Raw genomic sequence first — 15,688 nt, 5'->3', positions numbered from 1 at the left:
CCGAGCCACCTACCAGGCCACCATCAGCATCAACATGCTCACAACCGACCCTTGACACGGCCCGGACCGCCCTAACTGAACGGCGTTGGTACTAGGCCTCCGAGCCCGGCTCGACGTCCGTCCCGCAGCACCGTCACCTTCGACCGGGCCGACTCGATGGCAGAACCACCTGAGCACGGAACCGGTCGTCCAGCTCGACCAGTCCACGCTCGACGCCATCGGCTGAGAACCGGCTCCAGGACGCACACCCGGCGATGGCCCGGCCGCCCAGATGCGGCCGGACCATCGGGCATGTCCGACCGCCGGCCTGCGTCGGGAACCCTCCCATCGCCGGCACGGCAGACTGCTGCCAGCATCGCCTACTGCCCAGGAAGCGGGCCTGTGGACCCTCACCCAGCGCGATAGAGTGATCACTGTCCTCCGGGCGCCACGTCTGCGGGGTGGATGAGGGGGGGCTCACACATGACGACGCGGAGAATACCCACGTATCTCGCAGTGACTGCCGCCGCTGTCGTGCTGGTGACGGGCTGCACGCGCGGGGCCACAGGAGACGCTGGAAGTACAACAGTTGGCGGGGCGTCTGCCGCATCGCCCGCCACACCGTCGATGACGTGGTCGCCGACGTTCAAGGGCTACGACCCGCCTACCAAGTTCTCCCAGGGCAAGGAATCAGCACCCTTGCCGGACGAAGTGCGCGCCTCCGACGTCCTCCTCGATGGCACGGTCTACTACATCGCCGGCAACTACGGCCTTGAGGCTGACGCCCTGTATGGACACAAGACGGTTGGCATTGCGAACGCCACGCACGGCGGCAACCTGCACTCGCCGCCGGTCCTCGCGCAGGCCGGCGGCCAGCAGGTGGTCCTGACCGCGGTCCGGATGGTCATCCAGGGCCAGGGCACATCCGTGGACCGCACCGCTGTCGAACTGGTCGCCCTGTCCACCTCCAAGGGCTCGGACTCCTGGACCATCCCGATCGACCTCCCGCAGGACTACACCGGCATCAGGTCCCTCACGGTGCTCGGGGTCCGCGGCACGACCGCGGTCATCGCCGGGGCGGACGCGGACCACGGCCTCGTCTGGGCCGTGGATCTCGCCACGAAGAAGGTCCTCTGGACGCAGAAGAACTTCACCGGCGCCCAGCTCACCGACGACCAGGTCGTCGGTCTCGTCTCGCCGGAGTACACCAAGCACCAGGTGTCGGCTCTGAAGATCGCGGACGGAAGCGCGGCCTGGACCACGGAGCAGACCTACGACCTGCTGGACACGACCCTCACCCCGGCCGGACCCAACCGGGTAGCAATCCAGGGGCGCAGCTTCGTCGGTTTCAAGAGCAGCGCCTGGATCCTTGACAGCACGACCGGCAAGCAGATCTTTGAGTTCAGCGGCGGCTCGACGCCTTTCGGCTGCGCCTACGACGAGCGATCGGTGACCGTCTGTGCGGACAAGGACATCGCCTTCGCCTTCGACACGGCCAGCGGGAAGACCTTGTGGCGCCTGCCCGATGACGCCAAGACCCGGATCGCTCCCCGCGTGACCACCGCATGGCACGGCGTCGTCTACGGCACGACCCCAAGGGGCCCGGTGGCCCTCAACGCCGTCACCGGCCAGGATCTGCCCAGCCCCCCGACACTCGCCCCGCTCATCGTCAACACCTACATGGGCATCGGAAGCCCCGACGCCGACGGCACCGCGCTCTCGGTCTACCCAGCAATCGGCTTCTGACCACCAAGCCCGCCGGCTCCGGTGGCAGCCCGTGAGCGGGCACCCTCGCTGTCGTCCGCAAGTAGAAGGGAGGCGGCGAGGGTGCCCGCTGTCGTCCCGCCGGATCGACCGGCGCGCTGAGCACGGCCAGGCCAACGAGGCCACGACGCTCGCTCGTCACCGTCTGACCTTCGCGGCGTAGCACCTGACGCGGTGGGATCAGTGCTGATCCTGCCCGACCGGCACGGCCGGGTCAGCCGCCCCGCCGGGCTCGCCTTCGACTCCGCCCGTCCGGCAATGTCCGCGTACGCTGCCGGCCGCTGATCGGACGACTCAGACCGCAGTCCTGCAGTGGGCCGTCAATGGCTCAGTCAACGGAGAACTCGGCCCAGTGAAGGCCGGTGAGGGTGACTTCCAGACCGCGGGCCCGGCGGCCCCAGTCGGTGAAGTAGGCGTCGCGCAGGCCTTCGGCGATGATCTTTTCCTGCTTCTGCTGGCTGGCACCGGCGTCGCGGGCCTCGAACAGCCTGCGCGCGATGTCGCCGGACAGCTTCTGCGGGGGCAGGATGCGGTCGCGGGGATCGTCAGTGCCGGGGCCGGTCGTCTTGAAGCCGAAGGTCGCCGACACCTCGACGGTGAAGCCGTTGGTCTCGGCGGCCTTGCGGATCCGGTCGCGGATGCGGGGCTGCCAGCGCTCCCGGACGGCGTCCTCGACCTTCTTCGCGTTGTCCTTGCTGATGCCGCCGCCCTTGAGCCAGCGCTCCACCGAGCGCTGGGAGACTCCCAGTTCGCGGGCGGCGTTCTTGGTGCCCTTGAACTGCTTCACCAGGAAGCTGGTGCGGCCGGCCAGGGTCTTCGGAATGGGTTTGGTCTGCATGGCGCGTTCCAGCCCGCGGTCGAGCTCTTCACTCATCGGGTCACTCCCCCTCGGCGTAGGCGTCGCCGCCCTTGATGTGGCGGCCCGGGTTGACGTCGTCGGCGATCAGCTCCATCGCCCACTCCATCGTCTGGGTGCCCTCGTGCTTGACGTGTCCGGGTGAGATCCCCAGGCGCCAGGCGGTCGCGAGGGTGCCGTCCGAGCTGCGCAGGACATCCAGCGGCGAGGGGCCCTTGGAGGGGTAGACGATGCAGTCGGCGAGCGCGGCGATCGGGTACTCGCCGGTGGCTTCGGCGTGGCGGCGGATCTTGCGGTGCTTGTTGACGGTGTCGGTGTCGATGACCAGCGCCCGGTTGAGCGGGTCCCAGGTGGGGCGGTCCAGGGCCGGCCAGCGCTGGCCGGGCCGGTAGGAGGCGCCGCGGGGGCGCTCGCGGAGCTTGCCGATCCCGCCCTTGGCGGTGGACTTGATGGCGTGCAGGATCGCGAGTTCCGTCGCGTCGCCGTTCTTCAGTTCGGCCATCGCCGCGAGGAACGCCTCGATGTCGAGGTCCGCGAGGTCCAGGGGGACGCCGAGGCCTACCATGGTGGTGAGGTAGGCCTCGCGCAGGTGCTTGTGCCAGGGATCGAGCCACGGGCCGGACTCGTGGCGCAGCCAGCCCTCCGTCGGCTGGACGGGGATGCCGAGTTCGTGGGCGTAGGCGACCTTGACAGTGCTGTACCAGGCGGGGCCGGTGGGCGGCAGGCCGTCCGGCGTGAAGGGGTTGGGCATGTGGGGGTCGAACTCGGCGGCGGAGAGGTCGCACAGCCAGCTGCCCGGGATCCGCTTGTCGAACACCGGGTTGAGCTCGTGGACCGGCTCCGACAGCGCCATGGTGAGCCGACCCGCTGCCGCCAGGAACGCCATGTTGACGTCGATGCCGACCACGTTCGGGTAGCCGCGCTCGCGGTCCTCGATCAGGTCCAGGGGGCGGTTCCAGTCCCACGTCTCGGTCATCAGCACGTCGCCGGGGGCGCGGTCCTTGGCGACGGGGTGCTCGGCCGGGGCCTCGGGCGGTGCCGGGTCGAACGCACGGGTGCGCGATCCCTCGACCGGGCCGGAGGTCCAGCCGGTCTCGGTGCGTACGGCGCGGGTCGGCGGGCGTAGTGCCTCCATGAGGGCCAGGCCGGTGACGGCGGTGGAGCCGCGCGGGGTCTGGACGCGCTCGGCGTAGCCGCCGAGGAGGGCTGTGAGCTGGGCGGCGTCGAGGTCGGTGGGGACGTTCCAGCCGCCGGAGGTGAGTGCGGCCCACATCGGGATGCAGTACTGGACGCACTCGCGCTTGGCGCCGGTGGGGTTGCGGAAAACGCGGGCCCAGGGGCCGAAGCCGCGCTGGGTGAGCTGCCAGCCGGCCTTGACGAGGTTCTTGACGATGGGTCCGGTCTCCGGGAGGCGGCCGATGCGGCGCTCGAAGTTGCCGTCGGCGTCCTCGCCCATCGGTGGCAGGCCCAGGAACTCGGCTGCGTCCGCCATGACGACGACCAGGGGGTCGCTATCCTTGCCGTTCTTGTGCAGCCGCTGCTGGCCGAGGCCGGCGGTGAGTGCCCACTCGGTCAGCTGGGGCAGCGTCGTGGCCGGGACGTCCAGCACGCGCCCGTCGACCAGGTGCGCGAGCAGGGTGCGGCCGGAGGGGGCGAGGTCGATGACGGTCAGCGGTCCGTTGGGGTACTTCGCCGAGGCCACCTGGCCGGATGCGGCCTGGGGCCGGGCTGTGGCCGTCGCCTTCACCGGAGCCTTCCGGGCTCGCGGGGAAGCCGGGCGCGAGGAGGGGGCACCGGCGGCGTGGGGCGCGGTTGGGCGCGGTGGTGCCACCGGCGGGGCGGCTGCAGCGGGGGCCGGCTGAGGGGCGACGGGGGCTGCGGGCGGCTGGGTACCGGGGCGGCAGAAGCCTCCCAGGTGCATGGGCACGCCCTGGGAGCGGTAGACCGACGGGTTGCCGCACTGGACGCACGGCGCGGCTTCGGCCATCACCAGCGAGCCGTCCGGATGCTGGTCGAGCATCGGCACCGGCACGGGCGTCTCGGCCGGTGCGGGTGCCGGGGTCTGGGGCTGAGGGGGCGTCACGGCGGCCGGTTCGCGGCTCAGCTGGGCGGCGATGCCTTCCAGCAGGCGGGCGTAGGCCGCGCGGGCCTCCCCCTGCGGATCGCGCTGTCCTGCTTCCCAGGCGGTGAACGTGCTGGTGCTGACGCCGAGGGCCTTGGCGGTGGCGGCCTTCGTCAGCCCGTACTCGGTGCGCAGCCGCTCGCGTTCGGCCGGTTCGGGCAGCGGCACCTGGCGGCGCGGACCCGCGCCGAGCAGCGCCTCGACCGCATCGGAGGCTCCTGGCGAGGTACCGGGCATCTCCTCTTCTCCCCTCTCTCCCACGGTGGACGGACGGTGTCAGGCCGCGCGGTACTGACCGCGCTGGACGCGGATGACTCTGCCCGCCTTCAGTAGGCCGTCGATGTACACCGACGCGCCGTTGCTGTTCGTCTTCTTGCCCGCCGCCGTCATCGCCTCCGCGATCTCCCCCAACGTCATCGGTTTCGCCGACGCCTCCAGGATCTTCACCATGGCGTCCGCCTTCGTCAGGTCCTGGACCTCCACCTCCGGCACCACCGACGTCTCGACGAGCTTCCGCAGGGCCTCCCGCTGCGCCTTCAGGCCCTCGATCCGCACCCCTAGCAGGCCCCACTCCCGCTCCGCCTCGCGGAGCTCCTTCTCGACCCGCTCAAGATCCGCGCCATAGAGAGTCATGAGCCAAGCATAGCAAAGAAACCATCGTTCTTTACAAGTCTTAGATAATTGATACTAATTAACCTTATGGCTGGCTCGGCCGGACACACCCTCCCGCCACCAAATCAGTGATCAAGCTGGTGCAGGCCTGGGTTCGGCTGGGGCAGCGCCGTCGTTGATGCGCGCGGCGTGGGCGTGGGAGACGCCGAGTTCAGCGGCGAGGCGCTTGATGTTCGCGCGGCGGCTTGCGGAACCCTTCTTGACACCGTCCTGGGCCTTATGAACCTGGGCCGAGCAGCAGAAGGGCGCCCGCGTCCCACACTGCCTCGGACGTGCCGTTGCAGCGTGGGGCGCGGGGAAGTCACGCGGCGATGGCCAGGTCCGGCAGCCGACCGGGAAGCCATCCCCGTTGCCGCAGCCCCGGAGCCCTACGCCCGCACCAGCTGGTGCAGTAGCAGCGGGCGCGGCAGGCGGATGCCGACAGCGGCACCGCTTGGGCGCAGACCGGGCAGTGGCCGGGCGGGATGGGGGTGGCCAGGCGTTCCAGCAGGCGCTGGACGCGGCGCTCCTCGTCGGGTTCGAAGGGTTCCTGGTCGGCGGTGCAGTTGATGAGCAGTTCGGCGAAGGTGGCGCGGAGCTGGGTGAGGTCGCGGCAGCGGGCGCCGAGGAGGGCGAGGTAGTCCTCGATGGGCCAGGTGGCCAGGGTGGCGGTGCGGGTGAGGTAGAGGCCGACGGTGTCGATGCGGTGGTGGTCGGGGGTGTCGAGGAGGAGGTAGCCGAGGATCTGCCAGGCGGTGGCCTTCTCGAAGCGGCGGGGGTGGCGGGTGCTCTTGATCTCGATCAGTGTGCCGTCGGCGAGGAGGTCGGCGTCGGCGGTGATGTCGATGCCGGCGAACATCACGCCGCCCGCGCAGTGGGCGGGGTCGGTGGTGGCGCGCAGCGCCTGGAGGGGGCCGGTGGCCGCGTGTTCGAGCTGGGCGGTGACGTCGCCGGCCAGGTCGCGGTGGGGCAGGTCCAGGAGACGCTCCAGGGTGAAGTCCTTGGGGTCTTCGGCGGTGGCCAGGAACAGCGGCGTGTAGGTGAAGCCGAAGGGGTTGCGGGCGGCGACCTGGTACCAGGCCGCGGCAAGCAGGAGCCGTGCGAGGTCCTGTTCCTCTTCCCAGGAGCGGTCCATCGGCAGGTCCCTGTTGTCCAGGTCCAGGGCATGGACGGTCTCGGCCAGGCGCTGGAGGAGCTGCTCGCCGACAGCGCCCATGCGCTCGCCGGCGCGGCGGCCGCCCATGGTCGCGCTGATGTCGATGCCCAGGCGAGTGGCCAGATCGACGGGGGCGGCGGCGGTGAACGCCAGGCGCAGGCGCTGGTCGATCGCCGTCCCGACGGTCCCGGCTTCGGTCCCCACTCCCCCGGGTGGCAACAGGACGGGCTCGGCGGCGTACCGGGAGCGGAAGTTCTCCCGCAGCGGCTTGGGGCCCGCGGACATCTCCCGGTCCAGGAAGCGGCGCAGCGGTGTGCGGGGGCAGCTGAGGCCGGAGGTCAGGCTCATGCCGTCCACCGCCCCTCTGTGGCTCTGCTGCGGGCCTGGCCGGCGGAAAGCAGCGTGGAGATGGGCGTGGTCGGCGTAGTGGTGCACAGGTGCTTCGTCATACCGGGGACGCTAGGAGCGCCCTCTGACAGGTTGTAGGACGAATGGAGCAGCTGTGTCGCCCGGCCGGGGATGTCTTCACCCGTCCGGCCGGACCGCCCTTGCGAGCTAGGCCGAGTCCTTCGGTGGGAAGTGCCGCTCCAGGATCTCGGCCCACGTGGGCAGGGTGACGAAGCGGGTGGTGTCCTCGGCCTGGGCCTGGACGAGTTCCAGCAGGGCCGCGATGAACGGGCCCGCGGCTGCGCTGGCCGGGAGTGTGGCGGCGGCTTCCCGTAGCCGGCTGTGGGCGGCGGGGAAGGCTTCCTTGGCCCTCGCGTCCTGTTCCTTGACCTTCGCGGCGCTGGCCTCCATCAGGATCCGCTCGATGGTGTAGGTGGGGCACTGGTCGGTGTGCCAGATCTCCTTGACGGCTCCGTCCCGGCCGATCGAGATGGTGCGGATGTCGCCGCTGTCCGGTCCGGCCTGGCAGTCCTCGCAGTCGAGGAGGCGGCGGGTGTTCGGCTGCTCGGCATGCGGTTCGGTCACAGGGCACCAGTTCCTTCCTGTGCTGTGGGCCGGGTGTGGGGCCCGGCCCGGGAGCGCCCATCCAACGCCCGCCGAACAGCAAGGTCAACACCTTTCGCCGGACACGGACCGTCAGATCCCGCTTCGGCCAGCGCCGTCGCCGCCCCCATGGTTCCACCCGGTCAGAGGCCGAGCCCGGGGCCGGGTCTAGCAGCCGGCTACTCCACCGAGAGCCACTTCCGATGCGCGGCGGCGGCAACGTCGAGGAGGATCCCGGTCAGCTCGACCGCTCGGCTGCCCCGTGTCCTGATTGCATGGCAGTTCGGGCAGAGAGCGGCCATGTTCGAGGGGTGATCGCGGCCACCGCTTCCGATCGGGTCGATGTGGTCCACCTCCAGGATCGGCTCGCCGCCGGCAGTGACGTCATCGGGCTGTCCGGTGCACTGCGGGTTCTCGCACAACCCGCCACAGCGGAGCAGCACCGCCCGTACCGCCGCGTCGATGCGTACCGGACGATCCGATCCCTTGCGCCGCTGTCCTCGCGTACTCTCCTCCCGCTGTTCGACCATGGTGACCAGGCGCCGGTACTCGGTGTCCCCTGTCGCCGTCGTCGACGCGACGGCTGCGGGCTCCTCGGGGTGCTTGGCCGAGCGCTCGCAGCGCAGGTGCCGCAGCCGTCCCGGGGGAAGGCCGCCCTTGTCACACACCGGGCACACGCCCAGACGCTGAACCTCGGCGGGGCGCGCCTCGTCCACCGTCTGCTGCGCGGGGATAGACGGTACCGACCATGTCTCTTGAGCGGCCTGCGCCTGGGACGCGCCAGGCGGGGTCAGCCAGGCGGGCAACGCTCCGGTCAGGGTGATCTCCAGCGGAGTGGCAATCATCCGTTCGAGCGCGCGGATCCTACGAACGGTGTCCCTCACGGCGTAGTCGGAGAACCACGGGCGGTGCCCCCACTCCCTGCTGGTGCCGTAAGACCGGACCACTCGCTCATTGCGGATCAGGAACGCGCCGCGCAGATCGAGCTTCCGGCTCGCGTCCTCCCACAGCTTCAGGAATGCGGCCCATGCCGGCTCTCCCCGATCAGCTGGAACCTCGAACTCGACGACCTGGTACACACCGCGGTGGCGCCCCACGCTCAACGTGCCGCCGACACCGCGCGACACCACGAGCCGCTCTCCCTCGATCTCCCCCGGAACCTGCTCTGCCACCGCGCGCAGAAACGCGCTCACCGTTGCGTACATTGCCGAGAATCCCCTCCTGAACCCGAGCCGACGCCAACCTGAACCATGTCGTCGTACCGTCCCCAACACCCGGCTTCCCGAGGCCGCTGCCGCAGTAGTCCTGCCCCGATCCCATGCGTGGTCCCCCCACGGTGGTCGGGCAGTTCCTGGTCGTCGGGGGTCCGTCAGAACTGGCTGCGGCGCACCCTCGGACGGGCGGGCTGACCGGCATGGCGGTGATGGTGGCTGAGGACGCCCGCCGGTAAGCGGCCGTGGATCGGATCCGGCGGAATCCGGCCGACATCGAGCCTCCCGTAGAGCGGCACACCGGCCTGGAAGATGCGCCCGGCGTCACGGACCTGCACGTCCTTGTCGAGGACCCCGCGGAACCTCGTCTTGGTGAGAGTGCGCTGCTGGAAGGCGAGAACGAACTCCGGGGCCATGGGCACCCCCAGGTAGGCCCGAGCCACCCCCTCGGACCACGCGGGATCCAGCACGGTGCCGTCGGCGGTCGCACACCACGCGTGCGCCCGCACCGCCCCCTCGGCGGTGAGCGCGTACCCCTCCACGTAGACGCCCGGCAGGAGCCGGGCGACGCGAAGTGCGTTGCGGTGGCAGCGTCCGGGTGCGCCGCGGCGCGGGGTGCCGGAGCGCGGCCAGGGCGCGGGGGTGAACAGGCGTCCCTGGGCGAGCACGACGCGGGCAGCCGGGCAGACGGTCGTGGTGGCCAGGGCCGCCACGGCGTCAACGAGGGCGTACTCGTCGGCGGTCAGCAGGGCGGCAGGCACACGTCGAGTGTCCGCCCGGTCCGTGGGGGCGGCCCGTTGACGGGGCGACGGAGTGAAGTCAGCTAAGAACTCGACTGTCGGCGGTGCAAGGCCAGTGCGGCGAAGACCGCGTCGAGGAAACCGTCCGGCAGGCCCGTTCCCATCCGGGTCCAGGATGCAGTCCCCGAGGGGCAAGTGGACGGTGCCGCTGACCGACAACGACGCCCAGGACCCGCACGACCCGCAGGGCCGGCTCAAGTGCGGAGTCTCGACCGAGGCACTGCTCGTCGTGTCCATATGCCTCTGGGCCGACCACTACACCGCAGGCTCCGTGGCCTTCCCGCCCTGGGCCGAAGGGAACCCGGCCACGCTCGACCAGGCCGGCGCCGCCGACCGCACCCGCCGCATCCGCGACGCCATGACGGTCCCCAAGTAGCCGCCGCACCACTCACCTTGGCGTTAAACCTCCGACCACGCTCGTACTGTGCCGATTGTCGGTGAGTGCTGCTATCAGCGACGACAAGGGCGCCAGCCCGCAGAGGTTCAACATCGTGCTCGGGCCGGAGAACGGCCCGTACGCGTGCCCGTGCTGCGGCTACCTGACCATGGAGACTCGCGGGGCCAACGAGACGTGCCTCGTGTGCTACTGGGAGGACGACGGGCAGGACGAGCACGACCGCGACGAGATCCGCGGCGGTGCGAACGGGACACTGAGCCTTGCCGAGACACAACACAACTACGAGACGATCGGCGCCTGTGCACCTCAGTGGGCCAAGTACGTTCGCACGCCTTTCCCCGAGGAACGGAAGTACAAGGACCCGGAGTATCGCTGGTCCTAGAAGAGCTGGACGATCCGCCGGGGCCAGGGTCGGGGGTCGGTGCCCCGGCCAATCAGAGGCGGCGCAGGACCGCGACGACCTTGCCCAGGATGGTCGCGTTGTCGCCGTTGATCGGCTCGTACGCCGGGTTGTGCGGCATCAGCCAGATCCGGCCGCCCTCGCGCTTGAGCCGCTTCACGGTGGCCTCGCCGTCGATCATCGCGGCCACGATGTCGCCGTTCTCGGCAACCGGCTGGCGGCGCACGGTGACCCAGTCGCCGTCGCAGATGGCCGCGTCGATCATCGAGTCGCCGCGCACTTGGAGCAGGAAGCAATCGCTCGCGCCGGCCAGGCGGCGGGGCAGGGTGAAGAAGTCCTGGTAGTCCTCCTCTGCCAGGGTCGGCTGGCCGGCGGCGATGCTGCCGAGAAGGGGTACTACGACCGCGCCGTGCTCGGGAATGCCATCCGGGAGGTGGCGGTCCATGCGTCCGGGTAGCCGGTAGGCCCGCGGGGTCTTGGGGTCGCGGGCGAGCAGTCCCCGTTTCTCCAGGACACCGATCTGGTGCGCGACCGAGGAGGTGCTGGACAGGCCGACGGCCTGGCCGATCTCGCGCATGCTCGGCGGGTATCCCTGACGGTTCACCGTGGTGGCGACGAAGTCCAGGATGGCTCGCTGTCGGGTGGTCAGCCGGTCCGGCCCGACGTGGATCCCCGGCGGCTGGCCTGCCCGTCCGGGGACGGCAGTGGTGTCCATGTGCTCTGACGTCCTTTCCGTTGATCTTGACCCTAGTCCCGGGTGCTGACATCGGGTACGGACGGCTGGTCTCCCGCTAGCGGATCGGCACGCCGTGGGCCGGGGCCTTGTCGTTCGGGCCCGGGGTGGCCAGCGCGGCGGGGCGCAGCGTGCCGGTTCCCCAGCGGTTGTTGGCCTTGTCGAGGACGGGTTCGAGGCGGCGTTGGTCTTCGGTGGTGGGGTCGAGGGTGAGTTGGGTGTAGGCGTGGGTGGCGGGGGTGAGGTGGCCTGCGCGGGCGGTGAGGGCGCGGATGCGGGCGCGTTGGAGGCCGAGGCGGGTGTGGATGGCGTAGAGGGTGTCGCGCAGGGTGGGGGTGTGGTGGGTGGGTTCGTGCAGGGTGCGGGAGCGGGTGGTGGTGGAGCGGTCGGCGTAGGTGATGGTGAGTTCGAGGTGGCGGGTGGTCTGGTCGACGGTGCGCAGGCGGGTGCCGAGGTCGGTGGCGAGGGCGAGCAGGCCCTGGCGGGTGGTGTCGGGGTCGAGGACGTCGGCGGGGTAGCGGCGGGTGACGGTGATGCTGGCCGGTGGGCCGGTGGGGGCGACGCGGCGTGGGTCGGTGCCGTGGGCGCGGTCGTGCAGGAGGCGGGCGGTGGTGGTGCCGGCGATGCGCTGGAGGGTGGGCAGGGGGAGGTCGGCGAGGTCGCCGGTGGTGGTGATGCCGTAGCGGGCGAGGGTGCGGGCGAGTTTGGGTCCGATGCCGGGCAGGGCCTGGGTGGGGCGGGTGCGCAGGAAGCGGTCGGTGTCGTCGTGGTGGGGGTGGAGGATGCGGATCTGGCCGGGGAGGAGGGTGTCGGCGGCGAGCTGGGCGTGGAGGCGAGTGGGGCCGCCGCCGATGGCGCAGGTGAGGCCGTAGCGCAGGAGGAGGCGGGTGGCGAGGGTGTCGGCGATCTCTTCGGGGGTGCGGTGGAAGTAGGTGAGAGCGCCGGTGATGTCGAGGGCGGCGGAGTCCGGGGGCAGGGCCTGGACGAGGGGGGTGATGTCGGCGAGGACCGTGAAGGTCTCGGTGTAGAGGGCGAGGGGTGGGTGGTGCAGGCGCAGGTGGAGGATCGCGCGGTCGGTGGTCATCCTGCGCTCCCGGGGCTGGCATGCCACAGCCGGCTGGCGCCGGCGGTGCGGCGGCCGTCGTTGTTGTCGTCGTCGGGCTCGTGCGGGGCCGGGCCGGTGGTCTGGTCGGGGGTGGTGCGGGTGATGAGGTCGCGGACGGCGGCGGTGCCGCCGGTGGTGTGGGCGTCGGCGATGTCCTGGAGGTTCCAGGCGTGGGTGCCGATGACGGTGACGGACTTGCCGCGGCGTGAGACCTGGCCGCGGGCGAGGAGCAGGAAGTGGTGGAAGAGGGGGTAGGCGGCCTGGGCGTGGGTGTCGTCGAAGAACGTCAGGTCGACCTGCCCGTGCCGGCCCTGGCTGCCGTCGTCGAGGGAGACGAAGATCGTGCGGCGGCCGGAGCGCATGGGAGGGGTCTGGATCGCGACCTTGGCGCCGGCCACCAGCACCGTTTCTCCGGTGCGGTGCTCGGCCAGGCGGTGGGCGGGGGCGACGCCGAGCTCGGCGAGCAGCGGGTGGAAGGGTTCCATGAGGTGGCGGGTGGCATCCATGCCGATGACCTCCAGCTCGGCCTGGAGTTGTTCGCCGGCGGTCATGGCGGGCAGGCCGGTGGACCCGGCGGCGGGCGGGCCGGGGTGGGTGAGGACCAGTTGGTCGGGGATGGCGGCGGCGCGGCGGGTGCGGTGGAGTTCGTCGATCTGCAGGAGCAGCTCGCGGCGGTGGGCGCCGGGGGCGAGGGTGTCCAGGGCGCCGATGCGGGCGAGGCGTTCGGCGATCGGCTGGCTGGGGTGGGCGCGGGTCCAGAAGTCGGCGAGGTCGGTGTAGGGGCGCCCGGCGGCGATGCGCTGGGCCTGGTCGTCAGTGATGCCGTGGACGTCGGCGAGGGCGACGCGTACCGCGAGGCGGCCGTCGGCGGTGGTCTCGGTGCGGTAGTGGGCGTCGGAGTGCTGGACGTCGACGGGCAGGACGGGAATGCCGCGGCGGCGGGCGTCGGCGAGGACGAGCCGCTTGGGGTACATGCCGGGGTCGTGTTCCAGCAGGCCGGCGTAGAACGCGGCGGGGTAGTGGGCTTTGAGCCAGGCGCTCTGCAGGGTGGGCAGGGCGAAGGCGACCCCGTGGCTGCGGGCGAAGCCGTAGGCGCCCATGTTCTCCAGCATCTTCCACACCCGGTCGACCACGTCCGGGTGGAAGCCGGCCTGGGCGGCGCGCTGGCGGTACCAGGCCTGGAGCGCCGGGAGGCGTTCGGGCTTGGCGAGCGCGCGGCGGGCTTCCTCGCCCATGGCCAGGTCGGTGCGGGTCATCGCGGAGAAGACTCCGGCGACCTGCTCGTTGAAGATGATCACGCCGTAGGTGGAGCACAGCCAGGGCTCCAGGTCGGGGTGGGGGTAGGTGACGGGGCGCCTGCCGTGGCGGCCGAGGAGGAACGGCTTGATCATGTCGGCCTGGACCGGGCCGGGGCGGAAGAGGCTGATCTCGGCGACGAGATCGGCGAACGTTTCGGGCTGGAGGCGGCCGAGGAGGTCGCGTTGACCTGGGCTCTCCAGCTGGAAGACGCCGAGGCTCTCGCCTTCGCGCAGGAGCTCGAAGGCCTTCGGGTCGTCCAGCGGGACCTGGGTGCGGTCGTCGAGGTCGATCCGGCGGCCGGTGGTGCGCTGGATCTCGCGCACGGCGTAGGCCATGGAGGACTGCATGCGCACCCCAAGGACGTCGAGTTTCAGGAGGCCGAGGCCGTCGATCTCGACGTCCTCCTTGTCGAACTGCGTGGCCGGAAAGCCTTCCCCGGGGGTGGGGACGACCGGGGTGCGCTGCAGCAGGGTGTCGTTGCTGAGGATGACGCCGCAGGGGTGCATGGCGGTGCCGCGGGGCAGGGCGTCGAGGCCTTCGACGAGGTCCCAGAGCTTCTCGTAGCGGCCGGCGGCGGCCGCGACGTGGCGCAGTTCCGGGAGTTCGGCCAGCGCGGTGCGCGCGGAGCGGGCGGTGATGTGGGGGAAGGCCTTGGCCAGGTTGCCGACCTCGTCCGGGGGCAGGCCGAGCGCGAGGCCGGCGTCGCGGATCGCGTGGCGGACGCGGTAGGTCTCCGGCATGGAGAGGGTGCACACCCGGGTCGGGCCGTAGCGGTCCATGATGCGCCGGTAGACGTCCAGGCGGCGGGCCGACTCGACGTCGATGTCGATGTCCGGCAGGGAGCGGCGGCGCAGGTTGAGGAACCGCTCCATGATCAGCTCGTGGTCGAGGGGGTTGGCGAAGGAGACGCCGAGGAGGTGGACGACCAGGGAGCCGGCACCGGAGCCGCGGGCCTGGACCCGGATGCCCATCTCCTTCACGTCATCGACGACCTGGGCGACGGTCAGGAAGTACGTCGGCCAACCGAGGGTGTTGATGACGCGCAGCTCGTCGTCCAGGCGGGCGCGCATCGTGGCGCTGCGGTCGTAGCCGTGGCGGGTCATCGAGGCCTCGCAGCGCTGACGCAACACCCGTGCGGAGGTGCCGGGGGCCGCGCCGATGACGTGCTCCTCGGGGAAGTGCACGGACCCGATGCCGAGGTCGGCCGCGGGATCGAGGCGGCAGTCGGCGGCGGTGCGGGCGGTTGCGGCCAGCAGGTGGGCCGCGCCCCCGCGCTCCTGCCCGGCCGCGCGGGCCACCTCCTCGGCCAGGTCGGCCATCTCCTGGCCGGACTTGAGGTAGCGCTCGCCGTTGCAGGTGCGGCCGGGCTGGATCGGCATCAGCAGGCGCGCGGAGTCCAGGACGTCCGCCACCGGCCCCTGCCCGGGCCGGGCGTAGCGGACGGCGTTGGTGATCACGGGCAGGAGGTCGAGGTCGCGCGCGAGGCCGACGGTGCGCGCGGCCAGGCGTAGGGAGCCGGGGCCGGTGCCGGTGCGGCGGTGGTGGACGGCCTCCAGGCGCAGGTGGGGGCCGTAGAGGTCGCGCCAGGGGGCGAGCAGTGCGGTGGCGAGGTCCGGGCGGCCGGCGGCGAGGGCGTGGGCGGGTTCGGAGGCGGGGCCGAGCAGGACGGTCAGCCCGTCCGGGTGCTCGCGCAGCGCGTTCCAGGGGACGATCGGCTGTCCGCCGCCGGCCTCGGCGCGGGCGGCCCAGGCGGCGGTGATCAGCGCGCACAGGCTTGCCCAGCCGGTGCGGCCGCGGGCCAGGACCGTGACCCTGGCGGCGGATTCGTCGACGAAGGCGCCGCCGCGCGCCGGGTTGCGCCGGGTCTGGCCGGGCCGGGGGTGCAGCGGTTCGACGGCGAGGTCGGCTCCGAAGACCGGCCGGATGCCGGAGGCCGCGCAGGCGTTGGCGAAGCGCACCGCGCCGGCGACGGTGTCGCGGTCGGTCAGGGCGAGGGTGTCCAGGCCGAGCTCGGCGGCCCGTTCGACCAGGGCGCCGGGCAGGGAGGCGCCGTAGCGGGCCGAGTAGCCGGAGGCGACGTGCAGATGCGTGTACACCGCTTGTGCCTCCTTGTGCTCAGCCCCCTCGGTTGTCTCTGTGACCCCGCTTGTGGTTCCCACGATAGAGCTATTCGAACGTTTGGTCGAACGGCTTGATTCGAACAATCTCGCGTTTCACCTGCATGG

13 protein-coding genes are annotated in these 15,688 nt (G+C 71.4%); 3 read left to right on the top strand and 10 right to left on the bottom strand.

The window, feature by feature from the left end; translation table 11 throughout:
* Positions 1 to 678 precede the first annotated feature (678 nt).
* Positions 679 to 1,725: a PQQ-binding-like beta-propeller repeat protein gene (locus AB0D10_RS42915; protein WP_360267440.1), complete on the top strand. Its 1,047-nt coding sequence runs from the start codon at positions 679 to 681 to the stop codon at positions 1,723 to 1,725.
* A 346-nt stretch (positions 1,726 to 2,071) separates the two neighbouring features.
* On the opposite strand, the gene AB0D10_RS42910 is transcribed toward AB0D10_RS42915, so the two are convergent.
* The 7 genes from AB0D10_RS42910 to AB0D10_RS42880 form a co-directional block, all read right to left on the bottom strand.
* Positions 2,072 to 2,617, bottom strand: a complete 546-nt coding sequence (locus tag AB0D10_RS42910) for an XRE family transcriptional regulator (RefSeq protein ID WP_360267437.1) — start codon at positions 2,615 to 2,617, stop codon at positions 2,072 to 2,074.
* 4 nt (positions 2,618 to 2,621) lie between these two features.
* Positions 2,622 to 4,958 (bottom strand): helix-turn-helix transcriptional regulator, encoded by a 2,337-nt coding sequence (locus tag AB0D10_RS42905; protein ID WP_360267434.1) that lies wholly within the window; start codon positions 4,956 to 4,958, stop codon positions 2,622 to 2,624.
* Between the two features lie 39 nt (positions 4,959 to 4,997).
* Positions 4,998 to 5,354, bottom strand: a complete 357-nt coding sequence (locus AB0D10_RS42900; RefSeq protein ID WP_360267431.1) for a hypothetical protein — start codon at positions 5,352 to 5,354, stop codon at positions 4,998 to 5,000.
* A gap of 340 nt (positions 5,355 to 5,694) precedes the next feature.
* Positions 5,695 to 6,876, bottom strand: a complete 1,182-nt coding sequence (locus AB0D10_RS42895) for a hypothetical protein (protein WP_360267428.1) — start codon at positions 6,874 to 6,876, stop codon at positions 5,695 to 5,697.
* 207 nt (positions 6,877 to 7,083) lie between these two features.
* Positions 7,084 to 7,500, bottom strand: a complete 417-nt coding sequence (locus tag AB0D10_RS42890) for a hypothetical protein (protein WP_360267425.1) — start codon at positions 7,498 to 7,500, stop codon at positions 7,084 to 7,086.
* A 197-nt stretch (positions 7,501 to 7,697) separates the two neighbouring features.
* Positions 7,698 to 8,711 (bottom strand): HNH endonuclease signature motif containing protein, encoded by a 1,014-nt coding sequence (locus AB0D10_RS42885; protein ID WP_360267423.1) that lies wholly within the window; start codon positions 8,709 to 8,711, stop codon positions 7,698 to 7,700.
* Positions 8,712 to 8,887: 176 nt separating this feature from the next.
* Complete coding sequence (locus AB0D10_RS42880) at positions 8,888 to 9,490, bottom strand: hypothetical protein (RefSeq protein ID WP_360267420.1); 603 nt, start codon at positions 9,488 to 9,490, stop codon at positions 8,888 to 8,890.
* Between the two features lie 154 nt (positions 9,491 to 9,644).
* Between AB0D10_RS42880 and AB0D10_RS42875 the strand changes: the two genes are divergently transcribed.
* Both AB0D10_RS42875 and AB0D10_RS42870 read left to right on the top strand, forming a co-directional pair.
* Positions 9,645 to 9,905 (top strand): hypothetical protein, encoded by a 261-nt coding sequence (locus AB0D10_RS42875; RefSeq protein WP_360267417.1) that lies wholly within the window; start codon positions 9,645 to 9,647, stop codon positions 9,903 to 9,905.
* 61 nt (positions 9,906 to 9,966) lie between these two features.
* Positions 9,967 to 10,308 carry a CPCC family cysteine-rich protein gene (locus AB0D10_RS42870; RefSeq protein WP_360267414.1) on the top strand — a complete coding sequence of 114 codons (342 nt, stop codon included), beginning with the start codon at positions 9,967 to 9,969 and terminating at the stop codon, positions 10,306 to 10,308.
* Between the two features lie 52 nt (positions 10,309 to 10,360).
* On the opposite strand, the gene lexA is transcribed toward AB0D10_RS42870, so the two are convergent.
* The 3 genes from lexA to dnaE form a co-directional block, all read right to left on the bottom strand.
* Positions 10,361 to 11,041: a transcriptional repressor LexA gene (gene lexA, locus AB0D10_RS42865; RefSeq protein ID WP_360267411.1), complete on the bottom strand. Its 681-nt coding sequence runs from the start codon at positions 11,039 to 11,041 to the stop codon at positions 10,361 to 10,363.
* 76 nt (positions 11,042 to 11,117) lie between these two features.
* Positions 11,118 to 12,143 carry a helix-hairpin-helix domain-containing protein gene (locus AB0D10_RS42860; RefSeq protein ID WP_360267408.1) on the bottom strand — a complete coding sequence of 342 codons (1,026 nt, stop codon included), beginning with the start codon at positions 12,141 to 12,143 and terminating at the stop codon, positions 11,118 to 11,120.
* Positions 12,140 to 15,559, bottom strand: a complete 3,420-nt coding sequence (dnaE, locus tag AB0D10_RS42855) for a DNA polymerase III subunit alpha (protein ID WP_360267405.1) — start codon at positions 15,557 to 15,559, stop codon at positions 12,140 to 12,142. Before dnaE ends, AB0D10_RS42860 begins: the two co-directional genes overlap by 4 nt.
* Positions 15,560 to 15,688 lie beyond the last annotated feature (129 nt).

The sequence above is a fragment of the Kitasatospora sp. NPDC048545 genome, assembly GCF_040651155.1.
GTDB lineage: Bacteria > Actinomycetota > Actinomycetes > Streptomycetales > Streptomycetaceae > Kitasatospora.
Note: the sequence above shows the minus strand (reverse complement) of the source record. Positions and strands in the feature narration are given on the sequence as shown.

What these genes read in the sequence shown, in the direction of transcription:
- AB0D10_RS42910 (WP_360267437.1), bottom strand. Translation starts at nt 2,617, where the DNA reads ATGAGTGAAGAGCTCGACCGCGGGCTGGAACGCGCCATGCAGACCAAA.
- AB0D10_RS42905 (WP_360267434.1), bottom strand. Translation starts at nt 4,958, where the DNA reads ATGCCCGGTACCTCGCCAGGAGCCTCCGATGCGGTCGAGGCGCTGCTC.
- AB0D10_RS42900 (WP_360267431.1), bottom strand. Translation starts at nt 5,354, where the DNA reads ATGACTCTCTATGGCGCGGATCTTGAGCGGGTCGAGAAGGAGCTCCGC.
- AB0D10_RS42895 (WP_360267428.1), bottom strand. Translation starts at nt 6,876, where the DNA reads ATGAGCCTGACCTCCGGCCTCAGCTGCCCCCGCACACCGCTGCGCCGC.
- AB0D10_RS42875 (WP_360267417.1), top strand. Translation starts at nt 9,645, where the DNA reads ATGCAGTCCCCGAGGGGCAAGTGGACGGTGCCGCTGACCGACAACGAC.
- lexA (WP_360267411.1), bottom strand. Translation starts at nt 11,041, where the DNA reads ATGGACACCACTGCCGTCCCCGGACGGGCAGGCCAGCCGCCGGGGATC.
- AB0D10_RS42860 (WP_360267408.1), bottom strand. Translation starts at nt 12,143, where the DNA reads ATGACCACCGACCGCGCGATCCTCCACCTGCGCCTGCACCACCCACCC.